14 protein-coding genes are annotated in these 14177 nt (G+C 68.0%); 5 read left to right on the top strand and 9 right to left on the bottom strand.

Going from position 1 to position 14177, the window contains the following annotated elements:
- Positions 1-72: 72 nt before the first annotated feature.
- Both ileS and lspA read left to right on the top strand, forming a co-directional pair.
- Positions 73-2805, top strand: coding sequence for an isoleucine--tRNA ligase (gene ileS / locus MLJ35_RS06040; protein ID WP_243383568.1), 2733 nt, complete (start codon positions 73-75; stop codon positions 2803-2805).
- Positions 2805-3296 carry a signal peptidase II gene (gene lspA, locus MLJ35_RS06035; RefSeq protein WP_243321686.1) on the top strand — a complete coding sequence of 164 codons (492 nt, stop codon included), beginning with the start codon at positions 2805-2807 and terminating at the stop codon, positions 3294-3296. The genes ileS and lspA overlap by 1 nt, the downstream gene beginning before the upstream one ends.
- Positions 3297-3402: 106 nt before the next feature.
- Here the strand turns inward: lspA and MLJ35_RS06030 are convergent, their stop codons facing one another.
- Positions 3403-4374: a DUF1028 domain-containing protein gene (locus MLJ35_RS06030; protein WP_243383567.1), complete on the bottom strand. Its 972-nt coding sequence runs from the start codon at positions 4372-4374 to the stop codon at positions 3403-3405.
- A 59-nt stretch (positions 4375-4433) separates the two neighbouring features.
- Here MLJ35_RS06030 and MLJ35_RS06025 point away from each other — a divergent pair, with 59 nt between their 5' ends.
- Both MLJ35_RS06025 and MLJ35_RS06020 read left to right on the top strand, forming a co-directional pair.
- Positions 4434-5318, top strand: a complete 885-nt coding sequence (locus tag MLJ35_RS06025; protein WP_243383566.1) for a DUF1684 domain-containing protein — start codon at positions 4434-4436, stop codon at positions 5316-5318.
- A 164-nt stretch (positions 5319-5482) separates the two neighbouring features.
- Positions 5483-5686, top strand: coding sequence for a hypothetical protein (locus MLJ35_RS06020; protein WP_243383565.1), 204 nt, complete (start codon positions 5483-5485; stop codon positions 5684-5686).
- A gap of 52 nt (positions 5687-5738) precedes the next feature.
- Here the strand turns inward: MLJ35_RS06020 and MLJ35_RS06015 are convergent, their stop codons facing one another.
- The 6 genes from MLJ35_RS06015 to MLJ35_RS05990 all read right to left on the bottom strand — a co-directional run bounded on the left by MLJ35_RS06015 (position 5739) and on the right by MLJ35_RS05990 (position 11180).
- Positions 5739-6170 (bottom strand): DUF6526 family protein, encoded by a 432-nt coding sequence (locus MLJ35_RS06015; RefSeq protein WP_243383564.1) that lies wholly within the window; start codon positions 6168-6170, stop codon positions 5739-5741.
- 24 nt (positions 6171-6194) lie between these two features.
- Entirely contained in the window at positions 6195-6620 is a 426-nt protein-coding gene (gene arfB / locus MLJ35_RS06010; RefSeq protein WP_243383563.1) for an alternative ribosome rescue aminoacyl-tRNA hydrolase ArfB, read from the bottom strand.
- A gap of 21 nt (positions 6621-6641) precedes the next feature.
- Positions 6642-7955: an ABC transporter permease gene (locus tag MLJ35_RS06005; RefSeq protein ID WP_243383562.1), complete on the bottom strand. Its 1314-nt coding sequence runs from the start codon at positions 7953-7955 to the stop codon at positions 6642-6644.
- Entirely contained in the window at positions 7948-9198 is a 1251-nt protein-coding gene (locus tag MLJ35_RS06000) for an ABC transporter permease (RefSeq protein ID WP_243383561.1), read from the bottom strand. Before MLJ35_RS06000 ends, MLJ35_RS06005 begins: the two co-directional genes overlap by 8 nt.
- Complete coding sequence (locus tag MLJ35_RS05995) at positions 9199-9885, bottom strand: ABC transporter ATP-binding protein (RefSeq protein WP_243383560.1); 687 nt, start codon at positions 9883-9885, stop codon at positions 9199-9201.
- Positions 9886-9959: 74 nt separating this feature from the next.
- Complete coding sequence (locus MLJ35_RS05990) at positions 9960-11180, bottom strand: efflux RND transporter periplasmic adaptor subunit (protein ID WP_243383559.1); 1221 nt, start codon at positions 11178-11180, stop codon at positions 9960-9962.
- A 314-nt stretch (positions 11181-11494) separates the two neighbouring features.
- Between MLJ35_RS05990 and MLJ35_RS05985 the strand changes: the two genes are divergently transcribed.
- Positions 11495-11905, top strand: a complete 411-nt coding sequence (locus tag MLJ35_RS05985; RefSeq protein WP_243383558.1) for a hypothetical protein — start codon at positions 11495-11497, stop codon at positions 11903-11905.
- Between the two features lie 62 nt (positions 11906-11967).
- Here the strand turns inward: MLJ35_RS05985 and MLJ35_RS05980 are convergent, their stop codons facing one another.
- Entirely contained in the window at positions 11968-13137 is a 1170-nt protein-coding gene (locus MLJ35_RS05980; protein ID WP_243383557.1) for an acetate/propionate family kinase, read from the bottom strand.
- Between the two features lie 95 nt (positions 13138-13232).
- Positions 13233-14153: a thiamine pyrophosphate-dependent dehydrogenase E1 component subunit alpha gene (locus tag MLJ35_RS05975; protein WP_243383556.1), complete on the bottom strand. Its 921-nt coding sequence runs from the start codon at positions 14151-14153 to the stop codon at positions 13233-13235.
- Between the last annotated feature and the right edge of the window lie 24 nt (positions 14154-14177).

The raw sequence follows: 14177 nt of genomic DNA, 5'->3' as shown, positions 1-14177 counted from the left end.
ACGAGGGCGCCGATGAGCGAGCAGGCTCCGGTAAAAAAGTATTCAGTCTTCCTTCCCAAGACCGATTTTCCGATGAAGGCTGACCTGCCGCAGCGCGAGCCGAAGCGCCTGGAGCGCTGGAAGGCCGAGGGCCTGTACGCCCGCATCGAGGCCAAGCGCAAGGCCGACAACGCGGCCGGGAAGGGCAGAGGGCGCGAGATCCTCCACGACGGTCCGCCCTACGCCAACGGCGCCATCCACATGGGCCACGCCCTGAACAAGATCCTCAAGGACGTGGTGGTGAAGTCCCGGTGGATGGAGGGCTACGAGTCGCCCTACGTGCCCGGCTGGGATTGCCACGGCCTGCCTATCGAGCACGCGGTGGAGAAGGACCTGGGTCCCAAGCGCCGTGAACTGAGCCGCGCCGAGTTCCTGCAGAAGTGCCGCGCCTACGCCCAGAAGTGGATCGACACCCAGCGCACGGCCTTCCAGCGCCTGGGCGTGCTGGGTGCGTGGGAGCAGCCCTACGTGACCATGGATCCCCGCTACGAGGCGGAGACCGTGCGCCACTTGGCCAAGCTCTTCGAGAGCGGCTCCGTCACCCGCAAGCTCAAAGTGGTCCATTGGAGCTACGGTGCTCGCACCGCGCTGGCCGAGGCCGAGGTCGAGTACGCGGACAAGACCAGCCCCGCCATCACTGTCGCCTTCCCGGTGACGGACGCGGCGGCAAAGCACATGGAACTGCCCACCCCGCTGTTCCTGCCCATCTGGACCACCACGCCCTGGACCCTGCCCAGCAACCTGGCGGTGGCCATGCACCCGGACCTGGAGTACGCCGTGGTCCGTGCGGACGGTCGCCATTACATCGTGGCGGTGACCCTTCGGGACGACTTCGCCAAGAAGCTCGGGATGCCGCTGCACACGGTGGAGATCCGCAAGGGGAAGGAATTCCAGACCCTGGTGGCGCGCCATCCCTGGATCGACCGCGACAGCCCCGTCCTGCTGGGCGACCACGTCACCGCCGACACGGGCACGGGTCTGGTGCACACGGCCCCGGATCACGGCGTGGACGACTTCAACCTGGCCCACCACCTGGGCCTGCTCCAGCTCGTGGGTCCCGATGGCAAGTTCCTGCCGGCCGTGAATGATCCCGAGCTGGAGGGGAAGAACATCTTCGACTGCAACCCTCTGGTGGTGGAGAAGCTCCGCCGCATCGGGGCGCTGATCCACGAGGAGACGCTGACCCACAGCTACCCCCACTGCTGGCGAACCAGGACGCCCATCCTCTTCCGCGCCACCGAGCAGTGGTTCATCACCATGGATTCCGAGCTCAACGGGAAGGGCCGCAGCCTGCGGGAACTGGGGCTCGAAGGCGTGGAACAGACCCAGTGGGTGCCCGCCCAGGGCCAGAACCGGATCTACGCCATGATCTCCGGTCGCCCCGACTGGTGCATCAGCCGGCAGCGCGCCTGGGGCACGCCCATCACCGTGCTGCGCTGCGAGGCCTGCGGCGAGCCGCTGGTGGCTGACAGCATCTTCGAGACCGCCGCGGCCGCCATCGAGCAGGGCGGGATCGAGGCCTGGGCCAACCTACCCGTGGAAGGGCTCGTGCCTGCAGGAAGCACGTGCAAGTGCGGATCCACAACGTTCCAGAAAGAAACGGACATCCTGGATGTCTGGATCGATTCCGGCGTCAGCGCTTCCGTGGTGTGCGAATCGCATCCCGAGCTGAATCGCGGGGACTACGGCGACTTCATCTACCTTGAGGGCTCGGACCAGCACCGGGGCTGGTTCCACAGCTCCCTGCTGTTCAACCTGGCGGCCACGGGCACCAAGCCCTACAAGCAGGTAGTCACCCACGGCTTCGTGCTGGATGGCAAGGGCCAGAAGATGTCCAAGAGCCTGGGCAACGTCATCACGCCCGAGGAGATCCTCAAGACCCTGGGCGCCGACATCCTCCGCTGGTGGGCCGCCAGCAGCGACTACAGCGAGGACATCCGCATCTCCAAGGAGATCCTCGACCGTAGCGCCGACGCCTATCGGAAGACCCGCAACACCCTGCGCTTCCTCCTGGGGGCGCTGGCGGACTTCGACCCGGCCCGGGACGCGGTGCCGGACGCGGAACTGGCTCCTTTGGACCGCTGGGTGCTGGCCGCCTTCGGACGGATGGCCCGGGAGGTTCGCGACGCCTACACCCGCTTCGAGTTCCACCGCGCCACGCAGGCACTGCTGGGGTTCTGCCAGCTGGAGCTGTCAGGCCGCTACTTCGAGATCATCAAGGACCGCCTGTACTGCGACGCGCTGGATTCCCCACGGCGTCGGAGCTGTCGCCAAGCCTGCTGGGCACTGGCCAAGGGGCTCAGCAGCTTGCTGGCTCCGGTCATGAGCTACACCGCCGACGAAGCCTGGGAGCAGATCCCCGGGTGCGAAGGCAGTGTGCACGAGCAGCGATTCCCGGAGGCCGACGGCAGCACCGCTGACCCCACGTGGGAGAAGCTCTGGTCGGTGCGGGAGGCCGTGCAGGCCGCCATGGAGCCCCACCGTGCCGCGAAGACCGTCGGCACGAGCCTGGACGCCGCGGTGGCGATCACCCTGGGCAGCCAGGCGGACTGGGACCTCCTGGAGAGTCTCGGCGAGCCGCTCGACGACCTCCTCGTCGTGTCTTCCCTCACCCGGGTCGCAGCTGCGGGCGCCGCCACTCCGCTCGTCACGGTCACCGCCAATGACGGCGAGAAGTGCCCCCGCTGCTGGAACCGCAAGGGCGGTCATGGCAAGGGGGAGGACTCGGCCCTCTGCGTGCGCTGCGCCACCGTGGTGGGGGCCTGATGCGCCGCCTGCTCTGGCTGCTGCTTCCCGCTTCGATTCTCGCCGCGGACCTGGGCTCCAAAGCCTGGATCTTAGGCCTTCTGAAGGAAGGCGAGTCCCTGCCGGTCATCAAGGGGTTCTTCTACCTGACGCTTAATTTCAACCGCGGCGCCATCTTCGGCAGCCTGACCTGGATGCCGGAAACGGCCCGGTTCGCGGTGTTCGGCCTTGCGGGCGTGGCGGCCCTGGTCTATTTCGGCAAGCACTTCCTGACGGAGGCGACACCCACCTGGGATCGCGTGGCCCTGGGCTTCATCCTCGGCGGCGCCCTGGGCAACGGCGTCGACCGGCTGGTGAGGGGTGCCGTGGTCGATTTTCTCGACTTCATCTTCGGCACGTGGCACTACTGGACCTTCAACGTGGCTGACAGCTTCATCCTGGTAGGAGCCGTCCTCTACGGCGTGCGGATGCTGCGGGCGCCGAAGCCAGCCCACCCCCAGGCCAACGGATAAAGGACCTCCACGAAGGGCACGAAGGAGTGACAAGCACACGGAGGGAGGTCCTTCGCGTGCTTGCTTTCTTTTCGGGCCCTTCTTGGGGGCCTTCTTCTTCAAGGGCCTATTGAGCTTCAATGGCCTTCAGCAGGGCCGGGTCCTTGGGCAGCTGGTCCACCTCGGCGAGGCGGGGCACGAGGCGCTTCCAGAAGGGCTCAGCGGCGAAGACCTGCTTGAAGATGGGGAGGGCCTCCTCGCGCTTGCCGCTGGAGGCCAGGGCCACCGCCTGCCAGAAGGGCATCTCCCAGATGCCGGGCGCGAGCTTGGCCGCGGCCGCGTAGGCCGCCTTGGCCTCGGGCCATTTGGCGGCGGTGACGAAGCCGTCGCCTTCGTCCATGAGCCGGTAGGCCCGGCGCAGCTGGATGAGACGGCCCAGCTCCTTCAGGGGATCCGGGTTGTCCTCCACGCGCAAGTCGAAGAGGCGGTCGTTCCAGGGCTGGCCCGAGGGCTTGCCCTTCACGATGAGGATGGCGGCGCTCTGCTGGCCGCGGATGTCGCCGCCTTCGGCCTGGGCCGCGCGGAGGGCCGCCAGGAGCCGGTCCGCGAGGTCGCCCTGGGCGGCGCGGAAGGCCTTGGCCATGGCCGGCCAGACCGTGGCCTTGTCCATGAGGTTCGCCTCCACGGTGAAGCCCTCCCCCACCTCGTGGCCTGCGGCCTGGATGCACTTGGAACCCGTGTGCGCGGCGACACGACCCTGGGCATCCACCATGGCCACCTGGCGCACCTCGCGGTCCGGATCCGCCGCCAGCAGGGCCTTCAGGGCCTCCGGCGCGGGCTTGCCGGCCTTCATGAGGGCCAGGCCCAGGGCGCCGTAGGTGGGGTCGGTGAAGCTCTGCGTCGCCACCGCCCCGACGCCGGCCTCCGCCCAGGGCACGGACGACCCGACGGAGAACCAGTGGCTCTGGACGGCCACGCCCAGGTCTCCCGTGACCGCATCCCGCGCCACGATGGAATAGGTGTGCACCGGGCGGCGGGGTACCTCGCCCCCGTGGGCGGGAAGCACGAGCGACAGGAGGGCGGCGGCGAGCAGACGCATGGGAACTCCGGTGGGATGGGGCGCCCACCATCCTACCCCGTCACTGGTACGATGGTCCCATGCGCCGCGCACTGGTCCTCGCCACCCTCTTCCTCATGCTGGGCGCGGCTCCGCCGCCGGAGACCTACGTGAAGGCAGTGGATGCCTGGCATGCGGAACGCACGGCCCGGCTGGCGGCGGAAGACGGCTGGCTGACGCTGGTGGGCCTCGACTGGCTCAATCCCGGCGAGAACACCTTGGGTTCGGCGCCGGGATCGGTGGTGCTGCTGCCGGAGGGGACCGCCCCCGCCCAGGCGGGCACATTCGTGCTCGAAGGCGGCCAGGTACGGGTCCGCCTCGCGGCGGGCAGCGGGATCCTGGTCAACGGGCAGGTCGTGGCTGCAGCCTCGCTGAAGGCGGATGTGGACGGCAAGCCGGATCTGCTGCGGGCCGGGCGCATCACTTTCTACGTCATCCGCCGGGGGGACCGCTTCGGGATCCGGATGAAGGACCCGGAGGCTCCCGCGCGCAAGGCCTTCCACGGCGTGGCACGGTTTCCGGTCGACGCCGCCTGGCGCATCGAGGCGGACTTCCTGCCCTACGCCACGCCGCAGACGCGGGCCATTCCCACGGTGCTGGGCACCTCCGAGCCCATGACAGCGCCGGGGCTACTGCGTTTCAAGGTCAAAGGCCGGACCTTCACCCTGGAGCCCGTCATCGAAGACCCGGCCCACCCGGAGTTGTTCATCATCTTTCGCGATTCCACCAGCGGGAAGGCGACCTACCCGGCCGGGCGCTTCCTGACCGCTGCCATGCCGAAGGACGGGAAGGTGGTGCTGGACTTCAACCGGGCCTACAACCCGCCCTGCGCCTTCTCCCACTTCGCCACCTGCCCACTGCCGCCGAAGCGGAACGAGCTCCGCCTGGCAGTCCGGGCCGGCGAGAAGGACTACGGCGACCACTGAAGGGTCCGGGAACACCCCTGCGCGGATTCCCGGCCACCGGTGAGCCTGGTTCCGGCCTCCCAATAGATCGTAGGTTGGACCTGAAATAGGAAAATAGATGCATTGATTGTTTTTGTGTGCGTGTTATCTTCGGTTCAAACAACCCCAAAAAATCCGGAGGAACCATGCCGCCCGGAAACACGCACGCCAAAGCACCCGCCAAGGTGGTCGAGAAGGTGACCGTCGAGGCCTGCATCGCCATCGCCCAGCGGGTCCAGCAGGCCCGCCTCGTTTCCGGCGATGAGGCCGGATCGGACACCGCAGCCCTCATCGCCGAGGCCATGCGCCGCGAACTCCTGAAGGGGCAGCAGGAAGGCGCGGTCGTCTAGGCTCTCCTAAGTTCCTGTAGGCTCCCGGCGCCCTGTGCACGCCGAGGTTGGCTCAGACTCTGTATTCGTCAGCCCGCCAGGTCTGGATCCGCTTCTTGATGGCCTCGCCGTCGAGGTTTTCCTGGAGGACTTCCCGCACGCGATCGGCCACTTCCGCGTCGGATGCGAAGCGGAGGCCCACGAGCTGTCTGACGCTCAGTTCGGGAATGCGGGCCTTCAGGTCCTCGGACAGGAGGCGGGCGAGGCGCAGCTGCTCCTCAAGGCGGATGAGGCGGTCCTGCACCCGGAGGGCATAGCCGCGGACCTTCAGGGCGAGAAAGGTCACCGCCAGCGCCAGGAGCGCGATCCAGAAGGTGGCCAGAGCAGGTCGCCGGACGAAGGTGGTGAAGGTGGCGATGACCGTGACGAAGAAGAAGGGCAGCAGGACGAAGTGGTACAAGGGATCGAAGCGGCGGTGGGTCGCGTAGGTCTGGGGCGCGGACATGTCATCTCCCGGAAGGCTTCCAGGTTACTCCAGGGGTCCGCTCCGCCGCCGCTTGAGGGCCGAGGCCCGCTTCTTGGTCTCAAGGCGGCGCTCCTTCGAGGCGCGCGTGGGTCGCGTGGCATGGCGGGCCACGGGCCGCACCAGGGCGGCGCGGACGGCCGAAGCGGCCTTTTCCCGGGCGTCCTCCAGGTTCTTGAGCTGGTCGCGGGTGCGATCGCTGACGACGATCCACAGGCCCTCGGCGTCGAGTCGATTGCGCTGCGCGATCCGCAGGCGGATCAGCGCATCCTCTGGCAGACCCTCGATGGCGCCGAGGTCAATGCGCAGCTCCACCTTGGAGGAGACCTTGTTCACGTTCTGGCCACCGGCGCCCCCGGCCCGCACGGCCTTGAAGCGGATGGCGTCGCCGGGGATGCGGACGGTGACGGTGACTTGGATGGGATCGGCCATGAGGCGATCCTACCGCCCCTTTCAGCGCATGGCCTCCATGGGACTGAGGCGCATGGCCCGGAAGGCGGGGTAGAGCCCGAAGACCAGGGCCAGCGCCAGGGCGACGATCCACGCGGTGATGAGGCCGACGGGGTTCACCACCAGGCCGTAGGGGAAGCTGGCGGAGAGGGCCTGGCAGAGCAGGCCGCCGGACACCGTGCCGATCAGGGCGCCGAGGGCAGCGAGCACCACGGCCTCCAGGAGGAACTGGATGAAGATCTCGTGGTCCGAGGCGCCCAGGGCCTTGCGCAGGCCGATCTCGAAGCGGCGGTCGCTGAAGCTGATGAGCATGACCGAAAGCACTCCCACACCTCCCACCAGGAGCACGGTTCCGGCCAGGCTGAGCAGCACCACCGTCCAGCCGTGCATCTGTTCCAGGAAGTTCTGGTAGGCCTTGGCCGCCTCGGCGTCCAGGTCCACGATCTCGGCGTCCTCGATGCCGTGGTGGGCCTGCCGGACCCGGCTGAGCAGCATGGCCGACACCTCGCCCGCATCCTCGGCCCGGCGCAGCTTCACGGTGACCTGGGCCAGCTTGTGGGCCGGGTCCATGCGGTCCATGTAGGCTTCCAGGGGGATGAGGATGCCGTTGGCGTCCGTGTAGTTCTCTTCGTTGAAGATCTGGCCCGGCGCTTGGACGCCCACGATGCGGAAGGGGACGCCCTCCACCACCAGGTCGCGGCCCACGGGATCGGCCCCGCCGAAGAGCTTGGAGGCCAGGGTGGCTCCCACGACCGCCACGGTGGAGCGCCGCCGCTGGTCGTCCTCGGTGAGGTTGCGGCCCAGACCGATGGGTCGGTTCATCCAGACGGCGTAGTCCGGCGTGACGCCAGTGACGAAGACGCGCTCGGTGTCTCCGGTGATGCGGACCGAGGAGGTGCGCTGGGACCGGGGCAGGAAGGCCAGAACTTTGGGGTGGGGGGAGGTGAGGCGTGACAGGTCCTCGAAGCGGAGGCCGGGGCTCATGAGGAAGCGGCTGCGTTCCTCGGCCGTCTCCGCGGTCTTGGGGGCGATGCGGACCGTGCCGTCCCAGCTCATGCCCGCGAAGCCGGTGCTGATCTTGTCCATGACGCCGTCGAGCACCGAGGTCATCACCACCAGGGCGAAGACGCCCAGCATGAGCAGGGTGAGGGTGAGGAGGCTGCGCACCTTGTGGGCCCACAACTCCACCAGCCCTGTGCGGACCACCTCCCAGAGCATGCCGGGGCTGAAGCCACGCGTTCTGGCCCGCGGCGCGGGGGCTTCGCCATCCAGCAGGGAAGGGCCCGGGGAGCGGAGGAGGAAGGTCTCGTCACTCATAGCGCAGGGCCTCCATCGGAGACAGCCGGGAGGCCTTCCAGGCTGGATAGAGGGCGAAGAGGAAGCCGAAGGCCGCGGCCAGTCCGTAGGCCCAGAGGAAGCTGGCGGGGGTCATGTAGAGGGGGATGCCCAGGCTCTTCGTGATGGTCCAGGAGAAGCCCACGCCCAGCGCCAAGCCCGCCAGGCTGCCCAGGGCCGTGAGCAGCAGAGCTTCGGTCATGAAACCCTTGAAGATCTCCCGGCCCGAGGCACCGATGGCCATCTTCACGCCCACCTCCCGGACCCGCTCCTTGAGGCCGGCCATCTGGATGTTCACGTTCACGATGCCGCCGCCCACCAGGGCCAGCACCCCAGAGAGCAGGAAGATGATGTCGTAGACGTCGCCCTGGCTGTTGCGCCGGCGGATGCGGGCCGCCACGTCGTCCAGCCGGAAGTCCTCCTGGAGCCGGTGGTTGGCCTTGAGGAGGTCGGAGAGCTGCTTGGCGAAGCCGCCCATGGCGCCCAGATCAGGGATGCGGAAGGTGACCCGGTCCAGGCGCCGGTAGGCGTCGCCGTTCATGCGGCGCTGCACCAGGCTGGCGGGCACGGCGATGATGCGGTTGCGCCACCAGAACTGGTTGCGCTGGCCCTCGCGGAAGCGGAAGACCCGCTCCTCGAAGAGGCCGATGACGGTGACGGGGACGGTCCCGATGCGCAGCGTCTGCCCCAGGGCGTCGCCCTTGGGGAAGAAGACCTGGGCGGCCTCCGTGCCGAGGATCACCACAGGGGCGCCGGAGTCCGTCTCGCTGGTGGAGAAGGCCCGTCCGCGCACTACCTCGTAGCCGTTGGCTGGGATGAAGTCCCCGCCGATGCCGCTGATCTGGCGATCCTGGTCACCATAGGCGGACACCACCCGGGCCCTGGCGAATTTCTGGCGGCTCACGCCGTGGATGGCGTCCGCCTTCAATCCTTCTCCGCCCGCGGCGTCCTCGTCGCGCAGGCCCAGGTTGGCCTGCTGCAGGGCCGTGGGTCGGCCGTCGCGCACGGCGGCCTTGGGCTGGACGTTGAGTTTGTCCAGGCCGCCCATCTTCACGAACATCTCGTCGGCCCGCTTGCGCTGGCTGTCCGAGATGGAGAAGCCGCCGAGGACGGAGGCCACCCCCAGGAGCACGCCCAGGGCCTGGAGCACCGAGCGGCCCAGGTTCTCCCGGATCTCCACCCAGGCCCCGAGCAGCCGTTCGCGGAAGGCGCCGGAGGTGCGCATCTAGGCTGCCCCTTCGGCAGTGGCCACGAGGCCATCCTTGATTTCGACCCGTCGCTCCGCCTGGGCGGCGATGGAGGGGTCGTGGGTGACCAGGAGGAGGGTGTTGCCCTGGCGGTGCAGCTCGCGGAAGAGGTCCAGCACCTCGGCGCCGGTCCTGGAGTCCAGGGCGCCGGTGGGCTCGTCCGCCAGGAGAAGTGCCGGCTCGTTCGCCAGGGCGCGGGCCACGGCCACGCGCTGGCGCTGGCCGCCGGAGAGTGTGCCTGGAAGCTTGTCGGCCTTGTCGGCGATGCCCACCTTCTCGAGCAGGGCCATGGCCCGCTCGCGACGCTCCTTCCGGCCCACGCCGGCGTAGAGCATGGGCAGCTCCACATTGCGCGCGATGCTGGCCTTGGGGAGCAGGTTGTAGCTCTGGAAGACGAAGCCCACCTTCTCGTTGCGGATCCGCGCCAGCTCGCCGCCGGAGAGGCCCTGGACCTGGCGGCCGTCCAGCGTGTAGGTGCCCTCCGTGGGCAGGTCCAGGCAGCCCAGGATAGCCATGAGCGTGGACTTGCCTGAGCCCGAGGGCCCTATGAGGGCCACGAACTCGCCCTTGGCCACGGTCAGGTCGATGCCCCGCAGGGCGTGGACCGCCGTCCCGTTGCTGCCGTAGACCTTCGTCAGGCCCTGAGTCTGGATGATGCTGGACATGGTCGCTCCGCGAAGCTGTCAGCTATCGGCTGTCGGCTATCAGTGACTGAGAGCTGACAGCTGACGGCTGAGAGCTAATTGTTCTCGTCGTCCTTCTCGACCTTCTTCTTGCTGGGGTCCTCCAGGCTCACCTGGTCGCTGGCCTTGAGGCCCGAGAGGATCTCCACGCGTTCGAGGGTGGCGATGCCGGCCTTCACGGGCACCACGTCGAAGTATTCCTTCCAGTGGTCTGCGAGCCAGATGAACTTGCCGCGGCCGTTGAGCCCTTCCTTGGCCTTGGCCAGGTCTTGGGGCGGGAGGTTCTCCTTGAGGCGGTAGACCACGGTCTGGCCGTCCCGCCGCTGGAGGGCTTCCAATGGCACGCTCACGGCCTTGTCCCGCTTCTCGCCGAGGATCTCCACGTTGGCGCTCATGCCGGTCTTGAAGGCCTCCGTGAGCTCGTCCAGGGCCACCTCCACCTTGAAGACCTTGATCTTCTCCACCAGGTCCGCCGCGGGCGCCACGAAGCGCACCTTGCCCGTGAAGGCCTTCTGGGGGTAGGCGTCCAGGGTGATGCGGACGGGCTGGCCGACCTTCACCTTGGCGATGTCCACCTCATTGAGATTCACCTTCACGATGAGGGACTGGAGGTCAGCCACGGTGAAGACCACCGTGCCCGCATTGAAGGAACTCACGCCCGAGGTGATGGTGTCGCCCAGCTCGACGCCCTTCTTGATGACCACCCCGTTCATGGGGGCCGTGACTCGGGCCTTCTGGGTGGAAGCATTGCCACTGATGGGGATGCCCCGGTCCTCCACGATCTGGTAGCGGGTCTGGGCGCTCTTGTAGGTCTCTTCCGCGAGGTCGCGGGTGGTCTTGGCGCTGCGGTAGGCCTGATCGGAAATCAGCCCGGATTTGTAGAGCTCCGCCTGCTGGGTGAAGTCCCGCTCGGCGTTCCGGAAGCTGACCCGGGCCTGGGACACGCTGCCCTGCACGTCGGAGAGCGTCTGGGCCTGATTCACGTCCGGTTCCACCTCGGCCAGCACCTCGCCGGCCTTGACGGTCGCGCCCTCGCGCACCTTCAGGCCCACGACGCGGCCCGAAACCGTGGACTTCACGTCCACCTTGGTCAGGGGGTCCACCACGCCCACCTCGCGGACACTCACCTGGAGGTCCTCCGCCTGGACTTTGCCCAGACGGAAGGGGGTGGAGGCTTCCGACTTCTTGCCCTTGCCGTCACCGCCCTTGAGGGTGAAGAACATGCCCGCCGCCAGGGCCGCCCCGGCCACGGAGACGATGACCCACCGCTTCTGCATGGAACCCCCCTGATGCGAAATAGACCGGGCCTGCCGGGATGATGGATGGCCTACGGAGCAGAGTCTGGGGTCGTTTAGGGAGGGATTCCCCTAGGAACCGGTGGCCGGTGGACCGGGACCGGTCAACGGACTGGTCGGCGGGGGGAGCCTCCCTGTGGCATCCCGCCACAAAGCTTGAGGCAACGATCCACGGCAGGCAGGTTAAACCTTCTCCAAATGGCTCGGGCCTAACCAAGTTGTGAATTGGCACGAGGGCGGCATCAGGCCACCCCGGGACGATTCCCCTTCGCGGCCTGGCCGCACCTGGAGCACACATGTCCAACACCCAGAAGCGCGTGGCCCTCATCCTGGCGGTGGGCCTCATCGGCGCCTCCCTCATGGCCCAGGCCCCCGTGCCCCCGCCCACTGGGCAGCAGGTGGAGAGGCACGGCGAGCGGATCGAGCGCCGGGGCGAGCGTCAGGAGCGGCGCGGCGAGCGGAACGACCGGCAGGGCGAACGCAAGCAGCGCCAAGGCGCCCGCATGGAGCGGAAGGGCGCGGCCCTCCAGGCCCAGGGCAAGGTGGCCGAAGGCCAGGCCCTCCAGCAGGCCGGGGAGCGCCGCGAGAAGGTGGGCGAGGCCCAGGAGCGCAAGGGCGAGCGCCAGGAACGCCGGGGCGAGCGCAAGGAGCGCCGCGGCTCGCGTGTCGAGCGCAGGGGCGAGCGGATGCAGGCCCAGGGCAAGTAGCCATTCCGGTCCTCACGAAAGCGGCCCCCGTTCGGGGGCCGCTTTCGTGAGCAGGGGAAGGACTACCGCACGGTCTCCCGCGCGATCATCAGTTCCTCATTGGTGGGCACCACCGTTACGACCACCCGGGAATCGGGCGTGCTGATGATGCGTTCCCCGGTACCGTGCTCGTTGGCCTCGGGATCCAGCTTCACGCCCAGGAAGCCCAGCTTGCTGCAGACCTTGGCCCGCACGAAGGTGCTGTGGGTGCCGATGCCGGCGGTGAAGGTGATGGCGTCCACCCCGTCCAGGACCGTGGCGTAGGCGCCGATGTACTGGCGCACGTTGTAGGTCAGGAGGTCCCGGGCCAGGCGGGCGCGGTCGTTGCCGCTGTCGGCGGCCAGCTCGATCTCCCGGAAGTCGGAGGACACGCCGGAGATGCCCAGCAGGCCGGATTTCTTGTTGAGCAGGTTGGTGATCCCATCGTAGTCCAGATGCTCGTACTCCATGAGCATCTCCACCACACTCGGGTCGATGGTGCCGCAGCGGGTGCCCATGATGACGCCCTGGAGCGGGGTCATGCCCATGCTGGTGTCCATGCTCTTGCCCTGGCCCACGGCGCAGATGCTGGTGCCGTTGCCGATGTGGCAGGTGATGACCTTCAGGGAGCGCAGAGGGCGGCAGAGCAGGATGGCCGTGCGGGCGGCCACGAAGGCGTGGCTGGTGCCGTGGAAGCCGTAGCGCCGGATGCCGTACTTCTGGCTCATCTCGTAGGGGATGCCGTAGGTGCGGGCGTGGTCCGGGATGTTGTGGTGGAAGGCTGTGTCGAAGACCGCCACGTGCGGTACCTCGGGGAAGGCGGCCATGGCCGTGCGGATGCCGAGCGCGTTGGCAGGGTTGTGCAGCGGGGCGTACATCGCGAAATGGTCGATGTCCTGGAGCACTTCATCGGTCACCAGGACCGAGTCCCCATACTTCGGTCCGCCATGCACCACACGGTGGCCCACGGCGTGGATGGGCGTGTCGTGGAGCACGTTGGCGTGGAGCCGCTCGAGGATGGCCTCGAGGGCCTCCTTGTGGCTGGGAAGGGAAAGGGTCTCCTTCCGCTTCTCGCCGTCGAGGACGCAGATGAGGTTGGCTTCGGCCAGGCCGATGCGCTCGGCCATGCCCTCCGCGATGGAGACCTCTTTGACCATGTCGAAGAGGTTGAACTTGAGGCTGGAAGAGCCTGCATTGAGAACGAGAACGTACACGTAATCCCCCATGACAGGAAAAGTCTAGCGTCCAAGTCACGTGACCGGAGGCTCATTGTGGATGATGGGGTCATGAGCCTTCAGGATCAGGAGGCTTACCGGTCCCCGGGCCCCCAGGGAGAGAACACCCCGCGCTCCAGGGTGGCCGGATCCGGCCAAGGGGCGCCCAGGGCGGCGTCCGCCTCCTGCTGGAGCCGGTCCTCGAGGCGGGCCTTCAGCCCGGGATCGGGGATCCAGCGCTTGCGGGACATCCAGGCCTCGAACCGGGGCAGGGGGTCCTTGTCGGCCCACTCGGCCAGCAGCGCCGGATCCACGTAGCGCTGGTCGTCATGCTCGGCGTGACCCTTCATGCGGAAGGTCTCGCAAACCAGGAAGACTGGCCCCTTGCCCTCCAGGCAGTGCTGGCGGGCCTGCAGGCTGGCGGCATACACCTCCGCGGCGTCGTTGCCGTCCACCGTAAGGGTGAAGGCCCCCTGGGACCGGGCCGACATCCGTCCGGCCATCTGGCGCTCCGGAGGCGTGGAGAAGGCGTAGCCGTTGGACTCTCCGACGACGATCAGGGGAAGCTGCTGCACCACCGCGAAGTTGAGGCCCTCGTAGAAGGCTCCGGTCGAACTGCCGCCGTCGCCGATCCAGGTCATGGCCACGCGCCGCTCCCCCTTCTGGCGGAAGCTGAGGGCCACGCCCGCCATCACGGGGATGAGGGCGCCCAGCATGGAGGTGGGGGCCAGGATGCCTCTCTCCACGGCACCGAAGTGGTTGTTGTGCTCCCGGCCCGCGGTGGGGCCGGTGGCGCGGCCCAGATACTGGAGGAAGATCTCGAGCGGCGTGGCGCCACGGACCAGCATGGAACCCAGGTTGCGGATCATGGGGCCGATCATGTCGTCGGGCCCGAGGGCCATGGCTGTGGCGCAGGAGGTGGCCTCTTGGCCCAGGCTGCGATAGATGCTGCCGAGGGTCCGGCCCTGGCGGTAAAGCTTCACCAGCCGTTCTTCCGTGAGCCGGGTCAGGAGCATGGCCTCATGAAGGCGGAGGGCGGT

Origin of the sequence: Geothrix alkalitolerans (assembly GCF_022808885.1) — a bacterium.
Taxonomy (GTDB): Bacteria; Acidobacteriota; Holophagae; order Holophagales; family Holophagaceae; genus Geothrix; species Geothrix alkalitolerans.
This window is presented reverse-complemented; position numbering and strand designations above follow the sequence as displayed.

Coding starts and splice junctions, on each gene's coding strand:
- ileS (WP_243383568.1), top strand. CDS start 73: ATGAAGGCTGACCTGCCGCAGCGCGAGCCGAAGCGCCTGGAGCGCTGG.
- lspA (WP_243321686.1), top strand. CDS start 2,805: ATGCGCCGCCTGCTCTGGCTGCTGCTTCCCGCTTCGATTCTCGCCGCG.
- MLJ35_RS06030 (WP_243383567.1), bottom strand. CDS start 4,374: ATGCGTCTGCTCGCCGCCGCCCTCCTGTCGCTCGTGCTTCCCGCCCAC.
- MLJ35_RS06025 (WP_243383566.1), top strand. CDS start 4,434: ATGCGCCGCGCACTGGTCCTCGCCACCCTCTTCCTCATGCTGGGCGCG.
- MLJ35_RS06020 (WP_243383565.1), top strand. CDS start 5,483: ATGCCGCCCGGAAACACGCACGCCAAAGCACCCGCCAAGGTGGTCGAG.
- MLJ35_RS06015 (WP_243383564.1), bottom strand. CDS start 6,170: ATGTCCGCGCCCCAGACCTACGCGACCCACCGCCGCTTCGATCCCTTG.
- arfB (WP_243383563.1), bottom strand. CDS start 6,620: ATGGCCGATCCCATCCAAGTCACCGTCACCGTCCGCATCCCCGGCGAC.
- MLJ35_RS06005 (WP_243383562.1), bottom strand. CDS start 7,955: ATGAGTGACGAGACCTTCCTCCTCCGCTCCCCGGGCCCTTCCCTGCTG.
- MLJ35_RS06000 (WP_243383561.1), bottom strand. CDS start 9,198: ATGCGCACCTCCGGCGCCTTCCGCGAACGGCTGCTCGGGGCCTGGGTG.
- MLJ35_RS05995 (WP_243383560.1), bottom strand. CDS start 9,885: ATGTCCAGCATCATCCAGACTCAGGGCCTGACGAAGGTCTACGGCAGC.
- MLJ35_RS05990 (WP_243383559.1), bottom strand. CDS start 11,180: ATGCAGAAGCGGTGGGTCATCGTCTCCGTGGCCGGGGCGGCCCTGGCG.
- MLJ35_RS05985 (WP_243383558.1), top strand. CDS start 11,495: ATGTCCAACACCCAGAAGCGCGTGGCCCTCATCCTGGCGGTGGGCCTC.
- MLJ35_RS05975 (WP_243383556.1), bottom strand. CDS start 14,153: ATGCTCCTGACCCGGCTCACGGAAGAACGGCTGGTGAAGCTTTACCGC.